Source organism: Psychrobacter sp. UBA5136 (assembly GCF_002414005.1).
Lineage (GTDB): Bacteria > Pseudomonadota > Gammaproteobacteria > Pseudomonadales > Moraxellaceae > Psychrobacter.
In genome coordinates this window covers 97925-114031 of record NZ_DHYG01000053.1, presented here as the reverse complement: position 1 = coordinate 114031, position 16107 = coordinate 97925, and the positions used below count along the sequence as shown (strand labels likewise).

Below are 16107 nucleotides of genomic sequence, written 5' to 3'. Positions count from 1 at the left end.
ACTGTAAACGTGACTTGCGGTAACAAATAAGAGGCTTTTATAAACAGTGCTCTATAGATACCTATGCACTTTTCATACATAGATGTGACAAAATATTACACATAAATAGACGGCAATTGCCATAATAACAACAAGTGTGCATAGACGAATAAAGGCGCTTGTTAACGCATCGTTGTGATAAGCAATCGTGACAAGCAATATTTATAAAAAACACAATCTATCTATTAATATTCAATTTTTAACTTAAGAGGAAATATTATGCGTAATACATTAATGGTTGCAGCGTTGGCTTCAGGTTTGGCTCTCAGCGGTTGTACTACCGATCCATATTCTGGACAACAACGTTTGAATAAAACAGCAATTGGTACGCTAGCGGGTGCAGCTGGCGGCGCGGCTATCTCAAAAGCGACAGGCGGTAGTAAAACTGGTCGCGATGCTGCTATTGGCGCTGCATTAGGTGCAGGCGTTGGTTATTACATGGAGCGTCAGGCTAAGCAGCTTGAGCAGCAAATGGCTGGTACTGGCGTGACCGTTACGCCAAATGCTAATGGTAATATTGATCTAGTGATGCCAGGCAATATCACCTTTGCATTTGATAGTGCTTCACTGAACCCATCGTTTAGACCAACGCTTGATAAGCTTGCAGCGACGATGAACGAATATAACCAAAACACCATCACCATTGCTGGTCACACTGATAGCGTGGGTAATCCATCTTATAACATGAATTTGTCGCGTGATCGCGCCAATGCTGTTAGGAATTATCTGGTTAGTCGCGGCGTAGCTTCTAACCGTATCAACGTCGTTGCTTATGGCCAAACTCGTCCAATTGCTGATAACAGCACTGATTTTGGTCGTCAGCAAAACCGCCGTGTTGAGCTAACCGTAAACGCGCCAAGCAGCGTGCGTTAATCAGTAGTCAGTTTACTAAGATAGTAGACAGTTTACTAAAAATATTGATTTGGCTAAAAAGACCAGCATAAAGTTGGTCTTTTTTTGCTTAAAAATTGTTTAAACTTCAAAAAATTATATTTGATAATAGTTATCAATAACTTTATAATTTGCAGGCATTGAATGTTAATCGTGTTTCATTCGTGTTTCATTCGTGTTTAACTCATATTTAACTCATATTTAACTAAGGTTTAAACAGCTACTAAAGTTTTACCTTATGAAATTATAATTCTTTGCCTCTGTAAACTGCCATTTTGCTATTTTATCTTTTGCCATTTTATTTAATGTATTTCATCGAGGACGTGTATGAATAACAGCCCAGCGACAAGCCGTAAAATTTTACCGACTACTTTAGCTGCTGCATTGGCAGGGATACTGCTAGTATCAGGATGTACCAAACAGTCTGATGAAACCCCAACGGCAGATGCGCAAACTGACGTCCAAGGGGCAGAAAACACAGATAGCAAAACCTCGTCCGCTGCTGAGCAAGCGCATACCGATCGCTTGCTGATTAGCTATGCAGATATGGCACACGCCGTCTACAAGGATGCTTTAGAGACTGCCAAGACCTTACAAACGGCGGTCAATACGTATGTAGAAACACCGACTCAAGCTAACCTTGACGCTGCAAAGGCTGCCTATAAAGCGGCGCGTCAGCCATATTCACAGACTGAGGTGTTTCGCTTTGACGAAGGTTTTGTGACGGCTAATGATAAACGTGCCATTGGTAGTGTGGATGGTTGGGAAGGGCAGGTGAATGCTTGGCCGCTTGATGAGGCATTGATTGACTATGTCAGTGACAATTATGAGGGCGAATATAACAGTCCAGACAATATTATCAATAGCGACAGCATCACGGTTGGTAGCATAAAGCAAGATACGAGCACCATTACGCCTGAACTATTGGCTGAGATGAATGAGATTGGCGGCAGCGAAGCCAATGTTACCACAGGCTATCATGCGATTGAGTTTCTGCTGTGGGGTCAAGATACCAACGGCGTCGGTGAAGGCGCAGGTAATCGTCCGGTCAGCGACTATATGACTACCGATGGCGAATGTACCAGCGGGGAAACTAAAAACACCGATGCTAGTATTTGTGAGCGCCGTGGACAGTATTTAAAAGCGGTCACTCAGTTATTGGTCGATGATTTAACCGCGATGGAAGCCGAGTGGCAACCTGATAGCGAAAACACCTTGCGTAGCGACATGATGGCGCGTAAAGACAAAAATGCACTGCGTCAAATCATGTATCAAATGGGCAGCCTAGCGCTTGGCGAGCTGGCATCTGAGCGTATACAGGTTGCTTTCGTCACCGGCTCTACCGAAGATGAGCATGAATGCTTTAGTGACTTGACCCATTTAAGCTATGCCAATAATGCGCGCGGTATTCAAAATATTTTTAATGGCAGCTATAAAACCGTCGCTGGCAAGACCGTGGGCGGTTATGGACTAAAGAACTATCTTGTCGATACCGGCAATAAAGAAGCGGCTGATAAGTTAGCGGCTGACTTTGCTAAAGTAGAGGCGGCATTTAACGTGATCGTTGAAAAAGCTGAGAAAGAAGGCATCAAGGTCGATCAGATGATTGCAACGGTAGGTCAGGCGAGTAAGCACGGCATCTCTGCTGAAGAGCAAAATAAACGCCGCGGCTGGATTGAAAGCAGCATTACGAGCTTACAAGAGCTAACCGCCGGTATCGAAAACGCCGCAAAAGCGGTTGGTATCGACAATTTGGACGCCGATGCAGGCTCACAGTTTTAAAGTAGCGCTTACTGTTTAAAATAGGGGTTGTTGTTTAAAGCAGTGCTTGCTGTGTTCATGTGGGAAGCTATCCATTGCCTATATTTATGTGCCTGATGAGTCTTTATCAGTGAATGGGAATTATTTTCATGGAAAAGTAATTTCGGTGTAATATACACGTTGTCAACCGCTGTTGGCAGCGTGTTTTTTTATAGCGTATTAACATAGCCAGATATGTCAGGGTGTCGTGGTTACTTATCAAATAGCAGTAAAAAATTATAGTACGTGTTTTTAATAGTTCTGTAGCAGAACTAAGGTCCCCTATGAGCAGCAGCAATGTGTCAACCGCCAAACAATCTATCGCGTTTTATTCCTCTTTGATATTTAAGAATACGCCATTGAAGCTATCGCTAGGAATAGCGTGTGCATTATCATTAAGTGCATGCCAGCCGAGCGATAATGCTGCCAACAATACTGCCGATGCTAGTAGTCAAGCGCAAGAAAACAGCCATTCGCAAGCCATCACTTCTGAACGTGCGCAGACGATTGAAGCGCTGGCAGGAGTGCCTATGCAGCAGTTGGTCAGCTTTGATCCGCAAGAAATCAAGCAAGGCGGTGATACTGGCATAAGTATCACCACGAGCGAGAGCTACTCTAAACCTTCCTCAAATATTACTGCCTCACGTAAAGGCTCATTTTTTATTGGTAATGCGTTTTTTAGGCAGCCATGGGTGGTTGCGCCAGCCAGTACAGACAGCCGCGATGGTCTTGGCGCTTTATTTAACGTTGCCGCTTGTCAATCGTGTCATATCAAAGACGGTCGCGGTCATGCGCCGATGAGTAGTGACGACGATGCCGACAGTTTGCTGATCCGTCTTGCGATGCCAGCTACCACTGATGAGCAGCGGCAAAAATTAAAAAACTCCTTAATTGAAAAAGTGGTGCATCCTATGTACGGCGGTCAATTGCAGGATCGCGGCGTTCAAGGTGTCCCTGCTGAAGCCCGAATTGCAGTACAGTGGACAGATAAGCCGGTTACCTTTGCTGATGGTCATGTCGAGACTTTGCGCGCGCCAACCTTCAATTTGACCAAACCGGGTTATGGCCCATTTAATGATGAGCTGATGGTGTCACCGCGTGTTGCTTTGCCGATGATTGGGCTTGGGCTGCTTGAGCAAATTCCTGACGACGATATCAAAAAACAAGCGATAAAGGCAAAAAATGCCAATAGCGACATTAGCGGCAAATTTAATATGGTGATGGACCCGCAAACAGGGAAAGTCGCCTTGGGACGTTTTGGCTGGAAAGCGGGCCAAACCAAACTCATTACCCAAAATCAAAGTGCGTTTAATGAGGATATGGGGCTGACTTCTAACATCCGTCCGCATGAATCGTGTATGCCAACGCAGAGCGCTTGTGTCAATGCGGCGACTGGCGCTGATGAGCAAGGTAATGGCAAACCGCCCGTCGAAGTCAATGATGAGGTAGCAAAGTTTGTCGAATTTTATACCCGTAATTTGGCGGTGCCACATCGCCGCAATGCCGAAGACAAGCTGGTGTTGGCAGGCAAAAAACGCTTTTATGATATGGGCTGTCAAAGCTGTCATACACCAAGGTATCAGTTGCCAAAAACCGACGATGACCATCTTGAGCAGCACGGGCAAGTGATTTATCCTTATACGGATTTGTTATTGCACGACATGGGCAATGACCTTGCCGATCGGACAATAGCGGGCAAACTGCCATCAAAAGATTTACAGGTTGAATTTTTAGCCAATTCTTATGAGTGGCGCACACCTGCATTGTGGGGCATTGGGCTTGCGCAAACGGTCGATCCGCAAGCGACATTTTTACATGATGGCCGCGCGCGCACCTTGATGGAAGCGGTGCTCTGGCATGGCGGCGAAGCTGAAAAACAGAAACAAAAAGTATTAAAGTTAGACAAACAAGGCCGTGCTGAGTTAACGGCTTTCTTAAAATCATTATAAAAATTGGGCTACCTATAATTAGATGCTTATAAAAGAGATATACCCATCTTGCGTATTTAAGGAACGATCTATTTTATTGCGTATCGATTATATTTTAGCTATCTCTTTTATGTGTAGCGATTTAAATAATTACCTATATCAATACCCCTATAAATACTGAGAAACTTATGAAATTAAACCCTGCTTTAGCAATGGCACTATCAGCGTTAAGTGCTGGTATTCTTATCAGCTGCGTCAAACCTGCAGAAGAAAACAAAGCGCCAGAGGTAGATAGTCAAGTCGCCCAAGACAAAACAGCAACCACTAGCGCCGATGACAATAATGGCAGTGCAGTGAAAGTGACCGCGGTTGATGTCAGCGCTGAGACTGGAAAAACCTATTTGTCCCATGTGGCAAAAGATATCGTCATTCCAGTTTATGCTGATGTGACTAAGCAAAGTAGTTTATTGCAGGATTTGGCACAAAAGCATTGCCAACAAGCGCCAGTTAGCGGTGAAGAATTAAAAGAATTGCGCGACCAGTGGCTCGTGCTAGCACAAGCATGGGCAAGCGCTGAGATGGTTAACTTTGGTCCAGCGACGGCGAGCATGAGTAATTTATATATCAATTACTACCCTGATGAGCGCGGATTGGTACACAGTGGCGTTGCTGAATTGATTGCCGCCAATCCTAACCTCACCGCCGAGCAGTTGGCTGACGAGAGCGCCATCGTCCAAGGTGTACCAGGCTTAGAAGAAGTGCTCTACGCTAATGATAGCTTGGATGCTGGGCAATGCGCTTATGTGATCAGTGCCAGTAGCGCGTTAAACACCCGACTCAAAAATATCGAAAAGGACTGGCAGCAAAACTCAACCGAGTTATTAGCGATTGATACCACCACTGATAATGATCGAGGTCTGAACCAGTGGTTTAACTCGTTACTTTCATTGGTTGAGACCATGAAATCTAACGCTATCGATCAGCCACTCGGCCTAACGGGTAAAGCTAAAGGACATCTACCAGCCGCTACCGCTGGACAAAGCCGTGCTATTATCAACGCTAAATTGGCTATACTAAATAAAGCTCTGACTGATCCCGTTTTGACCGCTATTCTTGGTAGTAACAATGAAAATGAAGTGGCGGATAGTCTATCGACCGCGCTTGCTGAAACCAGCACGTTACTGGCGCAAATGCCAGAAGACTTGTCCAATGCTGATAAAGCGGCGCAGCAAGAATTGTACGACCATCTGACGACCATTACACGCTTGATTAAGCGTCAATTGATTCCGACCCTCGGCCTGCGTGTCGGCTTTAACAGCACTGATGGCGATTAAATAATGCTTACTATCAACGTCAACGCTAAGACAGCAGATAAAAAGCCGGATAAGCAGCCTTACTACGAGCTGCTCGCGACATCCGCATTGACAGCGCTTGGCTCAGTCGTAGGTACAGCAGCGCTTGTCGGTGTCCATCATCATTACCGCAAGCAGCGTCAGCCCAATGCAAGCTTACGAGATTATGGAGTAGGTCTACGCTCGCAGTTGCAGCTGCTAACGCAATTTCGCTATGCCTGTCAGCAAGCAGCTCTTGCATGGCAACAGGCTTATCGCCTACCAACGGGTGCTGAGCATTTTTCCCATCATAACAGCGTCACTGACTTTAGCGCGCTACGCTCATTACATACGACCACGTTACTGCCGCGTCCTGTTTGCTGGGTTAGTGGTGTGGCGTCTATGCCAAAAAATATCGCCTTAGCACATGACGACAGCCATGAAAATGACTTTGGCGTGGTTGGTATCGATGCCGATAGACAAATTGTTTGGCAAACCACCATGCCCGAACGCGTCCACGATATTGTCGTTCAACCTATTTCTAATGCGCAAAACTCATCTGCTAAAAATGACCAAACACGCGATGTTGTCGTTATGGGCCGTCGCCCAAGTGAGAAGTTTTGGGTGTTAGATACGGCAAACGGACAAGTAAAGTTTGCTATTAAAGCATCAACGCAGCGTCATTTTTACGGCCATGCTTGCTATAGCTTAGACGGTAAACTGCTCTATGTGACCGAAAATGACACCATAAGTTTAGACGGCAAAGTTGGCGTTTATGCTGCTTATGATGATTATAAAAAAATAGCGGAATTTGATTCTTATGGTATTGGCCCGCATGAGCTGATTATGCATCCTGATGGCGATACGCTGGTGATTGCAAATGGTGGTATTAAGACTGAGCAAGCGTCTCGCGAAGAGCTAAATTTAGACAGCATGCACCCTTCATTGGTTTATCTCAATCGTCATAATGGCACCTTACTTGAGCAAATTACGCCCGAGCACAATCAAATGAGCGTTCGTCATTTGGCCATGCACAATAATGGTACTGTGATGATAGGTATCCAGTTCCAAGGCGAAAAGCACATCAATGTTCCCTTGGTGTTGACGCATAAGCGCGGTGATGCTGATTTTACAGCGCTTGAGATGCCCAACAATCAATGGCAACGCTTCCATCAATATATTGCTAGCGTAGCAGTCGATAGTGAGCGTAACTTATTATGCGTGACCACACCGATTGGTGGCTGCGCGGCAATTTATGATTTAAACACGCGAGCATTCATTGGTGATGTCAATTTGCCCGATTGTGCAGGGGCAGCGGTGTTTTTTAACCAGAGCGCTAATAAAAAAGACGACAACACTGAGAAATCAGGTTTTATCGTTAGCGATGGGCAAGGCCAGCTAACTAAGATAAGTGTGGATCGCGTAGCAAGTGCGGAGTTGTCTGCTAGCGATAAAGAGGAGCGTCTCTTGACAGACAGCAAATCTCATACGATGTCGTTTGACAATCACTTGCAAGCGCTATGAATATGAGTGTGCCACCAGAATACACGTCCTTATTAGCAAGCGCTATACAGGACTTAGCGCAAGCGCAAATTGAGCTACAGATGACGAAAAAGCGCGTTAAAAATATCAATTTTCGTCTAAAGCCGCATAAATTACTGGTATCTGTGCCCATGGTTATTAGCACAGCGCAGGTGGCACAGGCTGTCAATAAACGTGTGCCATGGGCGCTCGCCAATCACCCGCAAGTGTTAGAACAGTACAAACGCAAGCAAAGCGCTTTATCTCAGTCAGCAAGCGCCAATCGTCCTACGCGGTTGTGGGGGGTAGAGCAAGCGTTTACGCTCAGTCATGACGAAAAAGTTGCCTATTATCGACAACATCTCTCTAAAGTAGCGCCTTCATTATTTGAAAAATGGCAGCCTATCGTCGGCGCTTATGCTAATGAGATACGCCTAAAAAAAATGTACACGCGCTGGGGCACTTGCAACACGCGCGCGCGGCGAATTTGGTTGTCTGTATATCTGCCCGCTTATCCTATCGAATGTTGTGAGTACGTCATCGTCCATGAATTGTGTCATTTGCACCATGACAATCATAGCCGCGCGTTTTGGCAAACCGTAGCTGCCGCGATGCCTGATTATAAGCGCTGGCATAATATGCTAGCAGGAAAGAGGGGACAATTAGATTAAAGTCCTGCTACCCCTAAACAGCCAGATATCTCGCCGTAATCTGCTAAGATAGGTTTTTCTATCAAGACAAGGATGCCCTATGGAAAACGTCAACCAAGCCGATTTTTGGCAGCAGCGTTATGAACAAGACAGTATCGGCTGGGATATGGGACAAGTATCGCCACCGCTAAAAGCCTATATCGATCAGCTACCTGAGGCTGCTAAAGATCAAGCTATTTTGGTAGCGGGAGCGGGTAACGCCTATGAGGTTGGCTACTTACACGAGCAAGGATTTACCAATGTTACCTTGGTTGACTTTGCCCCTGCGCCGATTAAAGCATTTGCCGAGCGCTACCCTGACTTTCCCAGTGAGCACCTAATCTGTGCCGATTTTTTTGAGCTATCGCCTGCGCAATACCAGTTTGATTGGGTGCTTGAGCAAACGTTTTTTTGTGCGATTAATCCTGCGCGCCGCGATGAGTATGTCAAGCAAATGGCCGCCCTTCTTAAACCAAATGGTAAGCTGGCTGGTTTACTTTTTGATAAAGACTTTGGACGAGCTGAGCCACCGTTTGGCGGTACAAAGGCTGAATACCAACAGCGTTTTGCGCCTTATTTCGATATTGAGATTATGGAGCCGAGCTATAACTCGCATCCGGCGCGGCAGGGCAGTGAGCTGTTTATTAAGATGCGTGTAAAATCTTAATCTCACGCTGGATATTATGCCGCGCTTGTTCCTCTAGTCGAGAATGATAGTAATTGCTCAGATAAAGCGCCGGATGCGCTAATAAGTCTGTTAATACCGCGATGCGTCCGGCGCGGTAATCTGCATTTGAAACATGCGCATACTCTTGGCGAATAGCTTGTGCATATTGCGCATACTCAGCCCAAGATGCGCCTAAAATGCTTAAATCTATATCGAGTAAGTAGGCCGCATCGCTTTCTTTTTCTTTAGCATTGTCTCTGTTTTTATCTGAGCAATCATCAACTTTTTCAATTTGGTGATTGGCAGTCATCATAATCAGCGCATGGATATGTTGGCATTGTTCAGCCGTTAAATATAGGCTTAACGACTCTACGGCATATTCTGCACTTTTAAGCTCATTATCAGCGCACGTCGGCTCGTATATCACATCATGATAAAAGAGAGCCAACGCAATAATATGCGGCTCATAAAGGTGCTGCCTGATTTGGTCAAACTGGGCAAATAACTGCTGAATATGCTGCAAAGTATGATAAGCGCGCTGGGTTTCGTTATAGCGCCTAGCGATATCTTGCCAAAGCGCTCGCCCTTTTACTGGTTCGATATCATTATTTATAGCCGCTAAATGCGTATAAAAACGCCTGCCCAGCTTATTATCTATTTGCAAAAAAGCGCTCATATGTAACCTTTACTTTATAGCTACCGATAATTTATCAGCCGTCATTTATTTGTTATTAGCAGCCTCTTCAAGCGCTTGTTTAAACAATTGACCGAGCAAATTGACATCATCAACGCGGGCATAATTTAAGCGGGTGACAAAGGCAATATGACGATGCGGGCCTGCCTCGCTTAAGGGCACTGCGACTGCATTTTGGTTTTGTAGATGCAATTGATCGAGTGCCATCTCTGGCACCAATGTCGTGCCCATATTGGCAAGCGCCATTTGTATTAAGGTATTTAAGCTGGCATCAGAAAAGCTTGATTTCATCTGCGCGCGGTCAAAATGACAAACCGTCAAGGTTTGATCGGTCAAGCAATGTCCTTCGCCAAGCAGCATCAGATTCGCCGCTGCCAGCTCATCGGCGTTAATTTTTTCAAGCTTGGCATGGGCATCGTCTTTTGGAAAGACAGCAAAAAAATCCTCTGCCCAAAACTCAAAGGTATGCAAACCATCGACCGCATAAGGCAGCGCAATAATCGCCGTATCAATATGACCGTAGCGTACTTGCTCAAGTAAGCGCTCGGTTTGCTGCTCGATAACGGTCATGCGAAATTCAGGATAATGCTTACGCAGCGCTGGCAACACTTTTGGTAGCAGATACGGCGCAATCGTCGGAATGATACCGACCGTCATAGGGTAAGCAAGCGGGGACTGATGGCTATGCGCCCGCGTGGTCAAATCGTTGACTTCAGAAAACACCCGCTGCGCCCGTCTCAGGATGTCCTCACCGATGGGCGTAATCAAAACCTGCTTATTATTACGCTCAAAAATCTGCGTATCCAATTGCTTTTCTAGCTCAGCGATACCTAAGCTTAGCGCCGACTGCGAAATATTACACTCTTCCGCCGCGCGTTTAAAATGACGATGTTTAGCAACCGCTAAGGCAAACTCAAGTTGACGTAGGGTAATCATAAAACCTCTCTGTTAATGGGTTTCTAAGGCTATTTGTTTTAAGCGTTTATCTTGTGTACTATAGCAATTTAATACCACTGTACGTATAAGAAGACCGTTAGAATAGTTTAACAAGTTTAATAAAACAAAACATCACATTAAAAACTTTTAACTGGATTAACCATAGAATTCGCGTATAGTTTGTCTTGTAACCCAGTTAATGAGCGGGTTCGTGGCAACCTTCAACAATAAACATCCATTAACTTAACAACAATCCATCAAAAAAGGAGCCAATCATGGCGTCAATTATCAATCAAGAAATTCCAGAGTTTTCAGCAGAAGCGTTTGTAAATGGTGAGTTCAAAACCATCACCTCAGAAGACGTAAAAGGCAGCTGGGCAATTTTTATGTTCTACCCAGCAGACTTTACCTTTGTTTGCCCAACTGAACTTGAAGACATGGCAAACCAGTACGAAGAGCTTAAAGGCTTAGGCGTAGAAGTGTACTCAGTATCAACCGATACTCATTTCACCCACAAAGCATGGCATGATTCTTCAGATGCTATTGGTAAAGTTACTTTCCCAATGATCGGTGATCCAACTGGCCGTATCACTCGTGGCTTTAACGTCATGATCGAAGAAGCAGGTTTGGCTGAGCGTGGTACTTTCTTAGTTGACCCAGACGGTAAGATTCAAGTTGCTGAAATCCATGCTGGCGGTATCGGCCGTAGCGCAAAAGACATGGTTCGTAAAGTAAAAGCGGCACAGTATGTGCGCGAAAACGACGGTGAAGTTTGCCCAGCAGCTTGGGAAAAAGGTCAAGAAACGCTAAAACCAAGCCTAGATCTAGTAGGTAAAATCTAAGTCAGTATAAACCTAAATAAGTATTTAGATAACTAGCTACTTAGATGAATAAAATATTAAGGGTGAATTTTAATAGTTAGGGTTTAGTAAATAGTAAACATGCTATTAATTTCTCACTTAAAAAAGTCCCCATCAGCCATGGTTGATGGGGCTTTTTTTTTACTTAATTTTTATTTATGCACAAAATTACATGCTGTCTACAGAATGTCACCTAAGCGCATTCGAACTTTATAACTAAGCCTCTATGATAATAAGTGTCTATGATAATTAAGTGTCTATGAAAGTAAAGATGGCTATAACAAACGTCTTTAATGCTCAGCCGCTAAAAAACGTTTGTTATGTTGATGTCAATAACACTAATCGGTAATAAAGAGAGGACATTATGAGTAACGATAAATCATCTGATAAAGAGTTTCCAAAACAAGAGCAGTCGCTGCCAGGGTCGCAGCAGGCGCAGCATCCAACCCCTGAGGTACTGCCAAAAGAATATCCAAATGGCAAGCTTGCTGGAAAAGTCGCCGTTGTCACTGGTGCCGATAGCGGAATTGGTCAAGCCGTGGCGATATTGTTTGCCAAAGAAGGCGCGGATGTGGTGGTCGGCTATTTGTGTGAAGATGAAGATGCCAACAAGACCAAAAAGCACGTGGAGTCTTATAACCGGCGCTGCGTATTGGTTGCGGCAGATTTGTCACAAGAGTCCAACTGCCAAAAGCTGGTCGATACCGCCATCTCAGAGTTCGGTAAAATTGATATTTTAGTAAATAACGCGGGGATGCAAATTGAACAAGAATCTCTTACTGACATCAGTAGCGAGCAGTTTGATAAAACCATTCATACCAATTTTTATCCGCATTTTTGGCTGAGTAAATTTGCCTTGCCGCATATGTCAGCAGGTAGCGCGATTATCAATACGACCTCTATCACCGCTTATCGCGGCAGTGACCATCTGATTGATTATGCTGCTACCAAGGGCGCGATTTTGTCTTTCACCCGCGCTTTAGCCAATAATTTAATGAGTCATGATAAAGGCATTCGCGTCAATGGCGTGGCGCCAGGGCCTATTTGGACACCACTTATTGTGGCCTCATTTACCCCTGATGAGGTAGAAAAATTTGGTCAAAGCACGCCTATGGGCCGCGCCGGTCAGCCAAACGAAGTTGCGCCTGCTTACCTATACTTAGCAAGCGACGATGCAAGTTATGTGACGGGTCAGGTCATTCATGTGAATGGCGGCGAAATTGTCGGTGCATAGAAGTTTGGATGCTTGGTTGACTAAAAATAGTTAATTAAGAAAGAGCTAATTAAAAAAGGGCTTATCAAACGGCCATTAACCCAAACCCGTTAAAAATAACGGCAAAAAATAACGGCTTGATTTGATGAGTGAGTGATCATCGAATCAAGCCGCTATTAAATCAGGTAAAGTTATAGAATAAAGTGCTTAGAAAGCGCTTAGACGGCAGAATTAATTTTGTTTTTATCGATTATTCTATAAATTTCATCTTTTAGATGTAGCTTTCGCCTTTTTAGCTGCTCTATTTCTTCGTCACAACTGGCGTGGGTCACCAAATCTTTATCGAGCTGATTGATTTGCTGATCAAGCTTGCTATGCTCATCAAAAATACTCGCAAAGTGGCTGTCTTTCTGCTTAAGTTCGCAAATAATATCTCTGTTGTCTTGCCATGTATCAGTCTTTCTCATGTTGTCATCCTTGGTATGAAGCGCAAGCTTATCAAAGCAATAGCGCATTTTAGTTAAGAGTGCTCTGTGAGGAGTGCTCTGATGAATTGATATGATTGTGAGACGTCAATATTACCGAGCCAAATCGTGATCCAGCTCAATCGTAACAGGCTTAATAGCAGCAGATAGGGCGTTTAATAAGTACAAGTAACAGTCAATCTGCTGGCAGGTAAATAAGACTTTTTCTTATTCGCCTCACTCGATTGTAGCGAAAAAAATTACCAGATACCATGGCTATCATTATTCATCGCTCCATGCATGGTTTTACAATTAATTAAAAAAATTGACTTACGATTTGTTTTATAAAACGTAAGGTTTAAGTTTATGCGCTTGCTCAAAGCGCGCAAACCCTTGATAATGGACGCATCAAAGGTGATAAGCCAAGCGTTTATAGCTTTTTAAATCAGCGACTTAACTTATGACCAAACCCTATTTAAACGCTCAGAATGATAGCGAGCGTTACATATTCGATAATAACGAGGAACAAACATGATAGATCAAAGTTTATTAGATGCCGTCAAAAGCTATAGTGAAAACATGACCCGTCCCATTAATTTTGTACTCGGTAGTGGCGAGCATAGCAAGCGCGCCGAGCTGATTGATTTTTTGACCAAAATCGCTGGCACAACAGACAAGATTAATTTTGATAGCACAGCAACTGATGACAGCTTACCGAGCGCGATTAGCTTTAAAGTCGTCAGTCATATTGATGGTGCATTGACCGATACGGGTATTGTCTTTAGCGGTATTCCGGGTGGCCATGAATTCACCTCATTGATTTTGGCAATTTTGCAAGCGGGCGGACATACGCTAAAACTAGACGAGGGCATTCAAAAGCTGATTAAACGCTTTAATAAGCCGCTACAGTTTCAGACTTATGTCTCATTATCGTGCCACAGCTGTCCAGATGTCGTGCAGGCGCTGAACCAATTTGCGTTATTAAATGATGACATCAGTAACGAGATGATCGATGGCGCCTTGTTCCAAGAGCAAGTAGAAGCCAATAATATCCAAGGTGTACCGGCAGTATTTTTAAACGGCAAACCGTTTGCCAATGGTAAAATCGACACGGCCAAATTGATTGAGAAATTACAAGAGCAGTTCCCTGATTTGTTGAGCGATGCCAGTGATGATGCTGAGCAGCTAGAGCAGCAAGATGTGACGGTTATTGGTGCGGGCCCTGCTGGCGTAGCAGCGGCGATTTATACCGCGCGTAAAGGCTTAAAAGTCACCATGGTCGCTGACCGTATTGGTGGGCAGGTCAAAGACACGCAAGATATTGAAAACTTAATCTCTGTGCCTTTAACCACGGGTAGTGAGCTGTCGGCGAACTTTGCAAAGCATTTGCACGAATATGACATTACGCTCAAAGAGCATGTCAGCGTGAAAGAAATCAGCGAAACTGAAGAAGAAAACTACCGTATTCATCTAAATACTGGTGAGACGTTTGAAACGCGTAGTATTATCCTAGCGACGGGTGCCCAGTGGCGCAAGCTTGGTGTGCCGGGTGAAGATGAAAACGTCGGTCAAGGCGTGGCCTACTGTGCGCACTGTGATGGCCCATTCTTTAAAGGTAAAGATATTGCGGTCGTTGGCGGTGGTAACTCAGGTATCGAGGCGGCGCTAGACTTGGCAGGTATCGTTAAGCACGTGACCGTTCTTGAATTTGCCGATGACCTAAAAGCTGACCAAGTACTGATTAATAAAGCCAAAGAAAAGAGCAATATCGATATCATTACCAGTGCTGCAACGCAGGAAATTAAAGCGAACGGTGGTAAAGTGACTTCACTTGTTTATCAAGATCGTAACAGCAATGAGACCAAAGAGCTTGATATTTCAGCGGTGTTTGTCCAAATCGGCTTGGTGCCAAATACTGAATTTATCAAAGGCTTTGTCGATTTAAACCGCTTTGGCGAGATTGAGATTGATGAGCGCTGCCGCACCGACCGTAAAGGCATCTTTGCCTGTGGTGACGTGACCACTGTCCCCTTTAAACAGATTAACATTGCGATGGGCGAAGGTTCAAAAGCCGCATTATCAGCATTTGAATACTTGGTGATGCAATAAGGTCATGAAGTAGGATTTTGTATTAATTCTTATCAATGTTTTAAACCCCTAAAGTCTATTACGACTTTAGGGGTTTTATTTTTTTAGCAGGAAGACTTAAAATTAGAGCACTCTTAATCGTCTAACAAATCCATACGCTTTGCCGCTTCATAGATACCTGTTGAACGGTTGCCCGTGCGACAAAAAATCAATATTGGCTGCTCAGCTTGATTAAAAAAGTCCGCAAATTCTTCGACATGGTTTTGGTTGAGCTCACTACCAGCAAAAGACACTTCTTTATAAGCAAGACCTGCTTTTTTAGCTGCCGCTTCAATCTCAGCGCTGGTTGGTTGATTTGGTTCTTCACCATCTGGACGGTTATTAATAATGGTTTTAAAGCCATTTTCCGCAATCATTGGTACTTGGTCAGGGGTGATTTGTCCGGTAATACTCACTTGATGGCTCATAGGAGCTCCTTTTTATTTTTAGCGTAAAAGTAAATTTTTATCATTAACATATAACGTTTAATTACGTTGTAGCGCCTTTTTACAGCAGACCTTGCATCAGCGCACTTTGGTACAGCAGTTTGGCGCGTGCACCCGTGCCGCAAAACATCAGGATGGGTTTGGGCATGGCGCGATAAAAGGCGGCAAATTGCTCGACGGTCGCTATGCTCAAGCGCTCGTCGTCAAACGGCAAATGCTGATAGGTCAAATTGGCTTTAGCACTCGCATCGGCAAAGTCACAGCTATTAGGCTGCGAGTTAACCTCAGCGTCAGGACGGATATTGAGCACAGAGCGATAGCCAAGCTCTGCAATCTTGACACACTGGCTTGGATAAATCTGCTTATAAATGGTCAAATCATCGGTCATAAGTGTTTCGGTCACGTATATTAAAGGCGTTTGGAGGTAGCGTGTTTTAAGTTAAGGGTCATTTTTTAAAGACTGTTTCTTCTTCTTTGAGAAGCGGAACTTTTTCAAGGCTT

At 44.4% G+C, this 16107-nt stretch carries 15 protein-coding genes; 10 read left to right on the top strand and 5 right to left on the bottom strand.

The window, feature by feature from the left end; all coding sequences use genetic code 11:
- The first annotated feature begins 258 nt into the window (after positions 1-258).
- From B4240_RS08140 to B4240_RS08110, 7 genes are all read left to right on the top strand, one after another.
- Complete coding sequence (locus B4240_RS08140; protein WP_296238166.1) at positions 259-912, top strand: OmpA family protein; 654 nt, start codon at positions 259-261, stop codon at positions 910-912.
- 345 nt (positions 913-1257) lie between these two features.
- Positions 1258-2712, top strand: a complete 1455-nt coding sequence (locus tag B4240_RS08135; RefSeq protein ID WP_296238164.1) for an imelysin family protein — start codon at positions 1258-1260, stop codon at positions 2710-2712.
- A 302-nt stretch (positions 2713-3014) separates the two neighbouring features.
- Positions 3015-4679, top strand: coding sequence for a di-heme oxidoredictase family protein (locus B4240_RS08130; RefSeq protein ID WP_296238163.1), 1665 nt, complete (start codon positions 3015-3017; stop codon positions 4677-4679).
- Between the two features lie 167 nt (positions 4680-4846).
- On the top strand, positions 4847-5992 hold the full coding sequence (locus tag B4240_RS08125) for an imelysin family protein (RefSeq protein WP_296238162.1): 1146 nt from the start codon (positions 4847-4849) through the stop codon (positions 5990-5992).
- 3 nt (positions 5993-5995) lie between these two features.
- Positions 5996-7513, top strand: a complete 1518-nt coding sequence (locus B4240_RS08120) for a DUF1513 domain-containing protein (protein WP_296238161.1) — start codon at positions 5996-5998, stop codon at positions 7511-7513.
- A 2-nt stretch (positions 7514-7515) separates the two neighbouring features.
- Positions 7516-8181: a M48 family metallopeptidase gene (locus tag B4240_RS08115; RefSeq protein ID WP_296238160.1), complete on the top strand. Its 666-nt coding sequence runs from the start codon at positions 7516-7518 to the stop codon at positions 8179-8181.
- 79 nt (positions 8182-8260) lie between these two features.
- Positions 8261-8866: a methyltransferase domain-containing protein gene (locus B4240_RS08110; RefSeq protein WP_296238159.1), complete on the top strand. Its 606-nt coding sequence runs from the start codon at positions 8261-8263 to the stop codon at positions 8864-8866.
- On the opposite strand, the gene B4240_RS08105 is transcribed toward B4240_RS08110, so the two are convergent.
- Together B4240_RS08105 and B4240_RS08100 are read right to left on the bottom strand one after the other, a co-directional pair.
- Positions 8844-9542: a hypothetical protein gene (locus B4240_RS08105; protein WP_296238157.1), complete on the bottom strand. Its 699-nt coding sequence runs from the start codon at positions 9540-9542 to the stop codon at positions 8844-8846. The genes B4240_RS08110 and B4240_RS08105 overlap by 23 nt on opposite strands.
- A gap of 45 nt (positions 9543-9587) precedes the next feature.
- Positions 9588-10496, bottom strand: a complete 909-nt coding sequence (locus B4240_RS08100; protein ID WP_296238155.1) for a hydrogen peroxide-inducible genes activator — start codon at positions 10494-10496, stop codon at positions 9588-9590.
- A gap of 275 nt (positions 10497-10771) precedes the next feature.
- On the opposite strand from B4240_RS08100, the gene ahpC reads away from it, so the two are divergent.
- The gene (gene ahpC / locus B4240_RS08095) at positions 10772-11338 is read left to right on the top strand and encodes an alkyl hydroperoxide reductase subunit C (protein WP_296238153.1); all 567 of its coding nucleotides are present in this window, start codon (positions 10772-10774) and stop codon (positions 11336-11338) included.
- 382 nt (positions 11339-11720) lie between these two features.
- Entirely contained in the window at positions 11721-12590 is an 870-nt protein-coding gene (locus B4240_RS08090; protein WP_296238152.1) for a glucose 1-dehydrogenase, read from the top strand.
- Positions 12591-12787: 197 nt separating this feature from the next.
- Here B4240_RS08090 and B4240_RS08085 read toward each other — a convergent pair whose 3' ends face one another.
- A complete protein-coding gene (locus tag B4240_RS08085) occupies positions 12788-13036 on the bottom strand; it encodes a YdcH family protein (RefSeq protein WP_296238151.1) in 249 nt (82 codons plus the stop codon).
- 528 nt (positions 13037-13564) lie between these two features.
- Here B4240_RS08085 and ahpF point away from each other — a divergent pair.
- Positions 13565-15142 (top strand): alkyl hydroperoxide reductase subunit F, encoded by a 1578-nt coding sequence (ahpF, locus tag B4240_RS08080; RefSeq protein ID WP_296238150.1) that lies wholly within the window; start codon positions 13565-13567, stop codon positions 15140-15142.
- A gap of 113 nt (positions 15143-15255) precedes the next feature.
- Here the strand turns inward: ahpF and B4240_RS08075 are convergent, their stop codons facing one another.
- Together B4240_RS08075 and B4240_RS08070 are read right to left on the bottom strand one after the other, a co-directional pair.
- On the bottom strand, positions 15256-15588 hold the full coding sequence (locus B4240_RS08075; protein ID WP_296238148.1) for a TIGR01244 family sulfur transferase: 333 nt from the start codon (positions 15586-15588) through the stop codon (positions 15256-15258).
- A 79-nt stretch (positions 15589-15667) separates the two neighbouring features.
- Positions 15668-16009 carry a beta-lactamase hydrolase domain-containing protein gene (locus tag B4240_RS08070; protein ID WP_296238147.1) on the bottom strand — a complete coding sequence of 114 codons (342 nt, stop codon included), beginning with the start codon at positions 16007-16009 and terminating at the stop codon, positions 15668-15670.
- Positions 16010-16107 lie beyond the last annotated feature (98 nt).

What these genes read in the sequence shown, in the direction of transcription:
- ahpC (WP_296238153.1), top strand. Translation starts at nt 10,772, where the DNA reads ATGGCGTCAATTATCAATCAAGAAATTCCAGAGTTTTCAGCAGAAGCG.
- B4240_RS08115 (WP_296238160.1), top strand. Translation starts at nt 7,516, where the DNA reads ATGAGTGTGCCACCAGAATACACGTCCTTATTAGCAAGCGCTATACAG.
- B4240_RS08120 (WP_296238161.1), top strand. Translation starts at nt 5,996, where the DNA reads ATGCTTACTATCAACGTCAACGCTAAGACAGCAGATAAAAAGCCGGAT.
- B4240_RS08100 (WP_296238155.1), bottom strand. Translation starts at nt 10,496, where the DNA reads ATGATTACCCTACGTCAACTTGAGTTTGCCTTAGCGGTTGCTAAACAT.
- B4240_RS08135 (WP_296238164.1), top strand. Translation starts at nt 1,258, where the DNA reads ATGAATAACAGCCCAGCGACAAGCCGTAAAATTTTACCGACTACTTTA.
- ahpF (WP_296238150.1), top strand. Translation starts at nt 13,565, where the DNA reads ATGATAGATCAAAGTTTATTAGATGCCGTCAAAAGCTATAGTGAAAAC.
- B4240_RS08075 (WP_296238148.1), bottom strand. Translation starts at nt 15,588, where the DNA reads ATGAGCCATCAAGTGAGTATTACCGGACAAATCACCCCTGACCAAGTA.
- B4240_RS08085 (WP_296238151.1), bottom strand. Translation starts at nt 13,036, where the DNA reads ATGAGAAAGACTGATACATGGCAAGACAACAGAGATATTATTTGCGAA.
- B4240_RS08140 (WP_296238166.1), top strand. Translation starts at nt 259, where the DNA reads ATGCGTAATACATTAATGGTTGCAGCGTTGGCTTCAGGTTTGGCTCTC.
- B4240_RS08110 (WP_296238159.1), top strand. Translation starts at nt 8,261, where the DNA reads ATGGAAAACGTCAACCAAGCCGATTTTTGGCAGCAGCGTTATGAACAA.
- B4240_RS08090 (WP_296238152.1), top strand. Translation starts at nt 11,721, where the DNA reads ATGAGTAACGATAAATCATCTGATAAAGAGTTTCCAAAACAAGAGCAG.
- B4240_RS08130 (WP_296238163.1), top strand. Translation starts at nt 3,015, where the DNA reads ATGAGCAGCAGCAATGTGTCAACCGCCAAACAATCTATCGCGTTTTAT.
- B4240_RS08105 (WP_296238157.1), bottom strand. Translation starts at nt 9,542, where the DNA reads ATGAGCGCTTTTTTGCAAATAGATAATAAGCTGGGCAGGCGTTTTTAT.
- B4240_RS08125 (WP_296238162.1), top strand. Translation starts at nt 4,847, where the DNA reads ATGAAATTAAACCCTGCTTTAGCAATGGCACTATCAGCGTTAAGTGCT.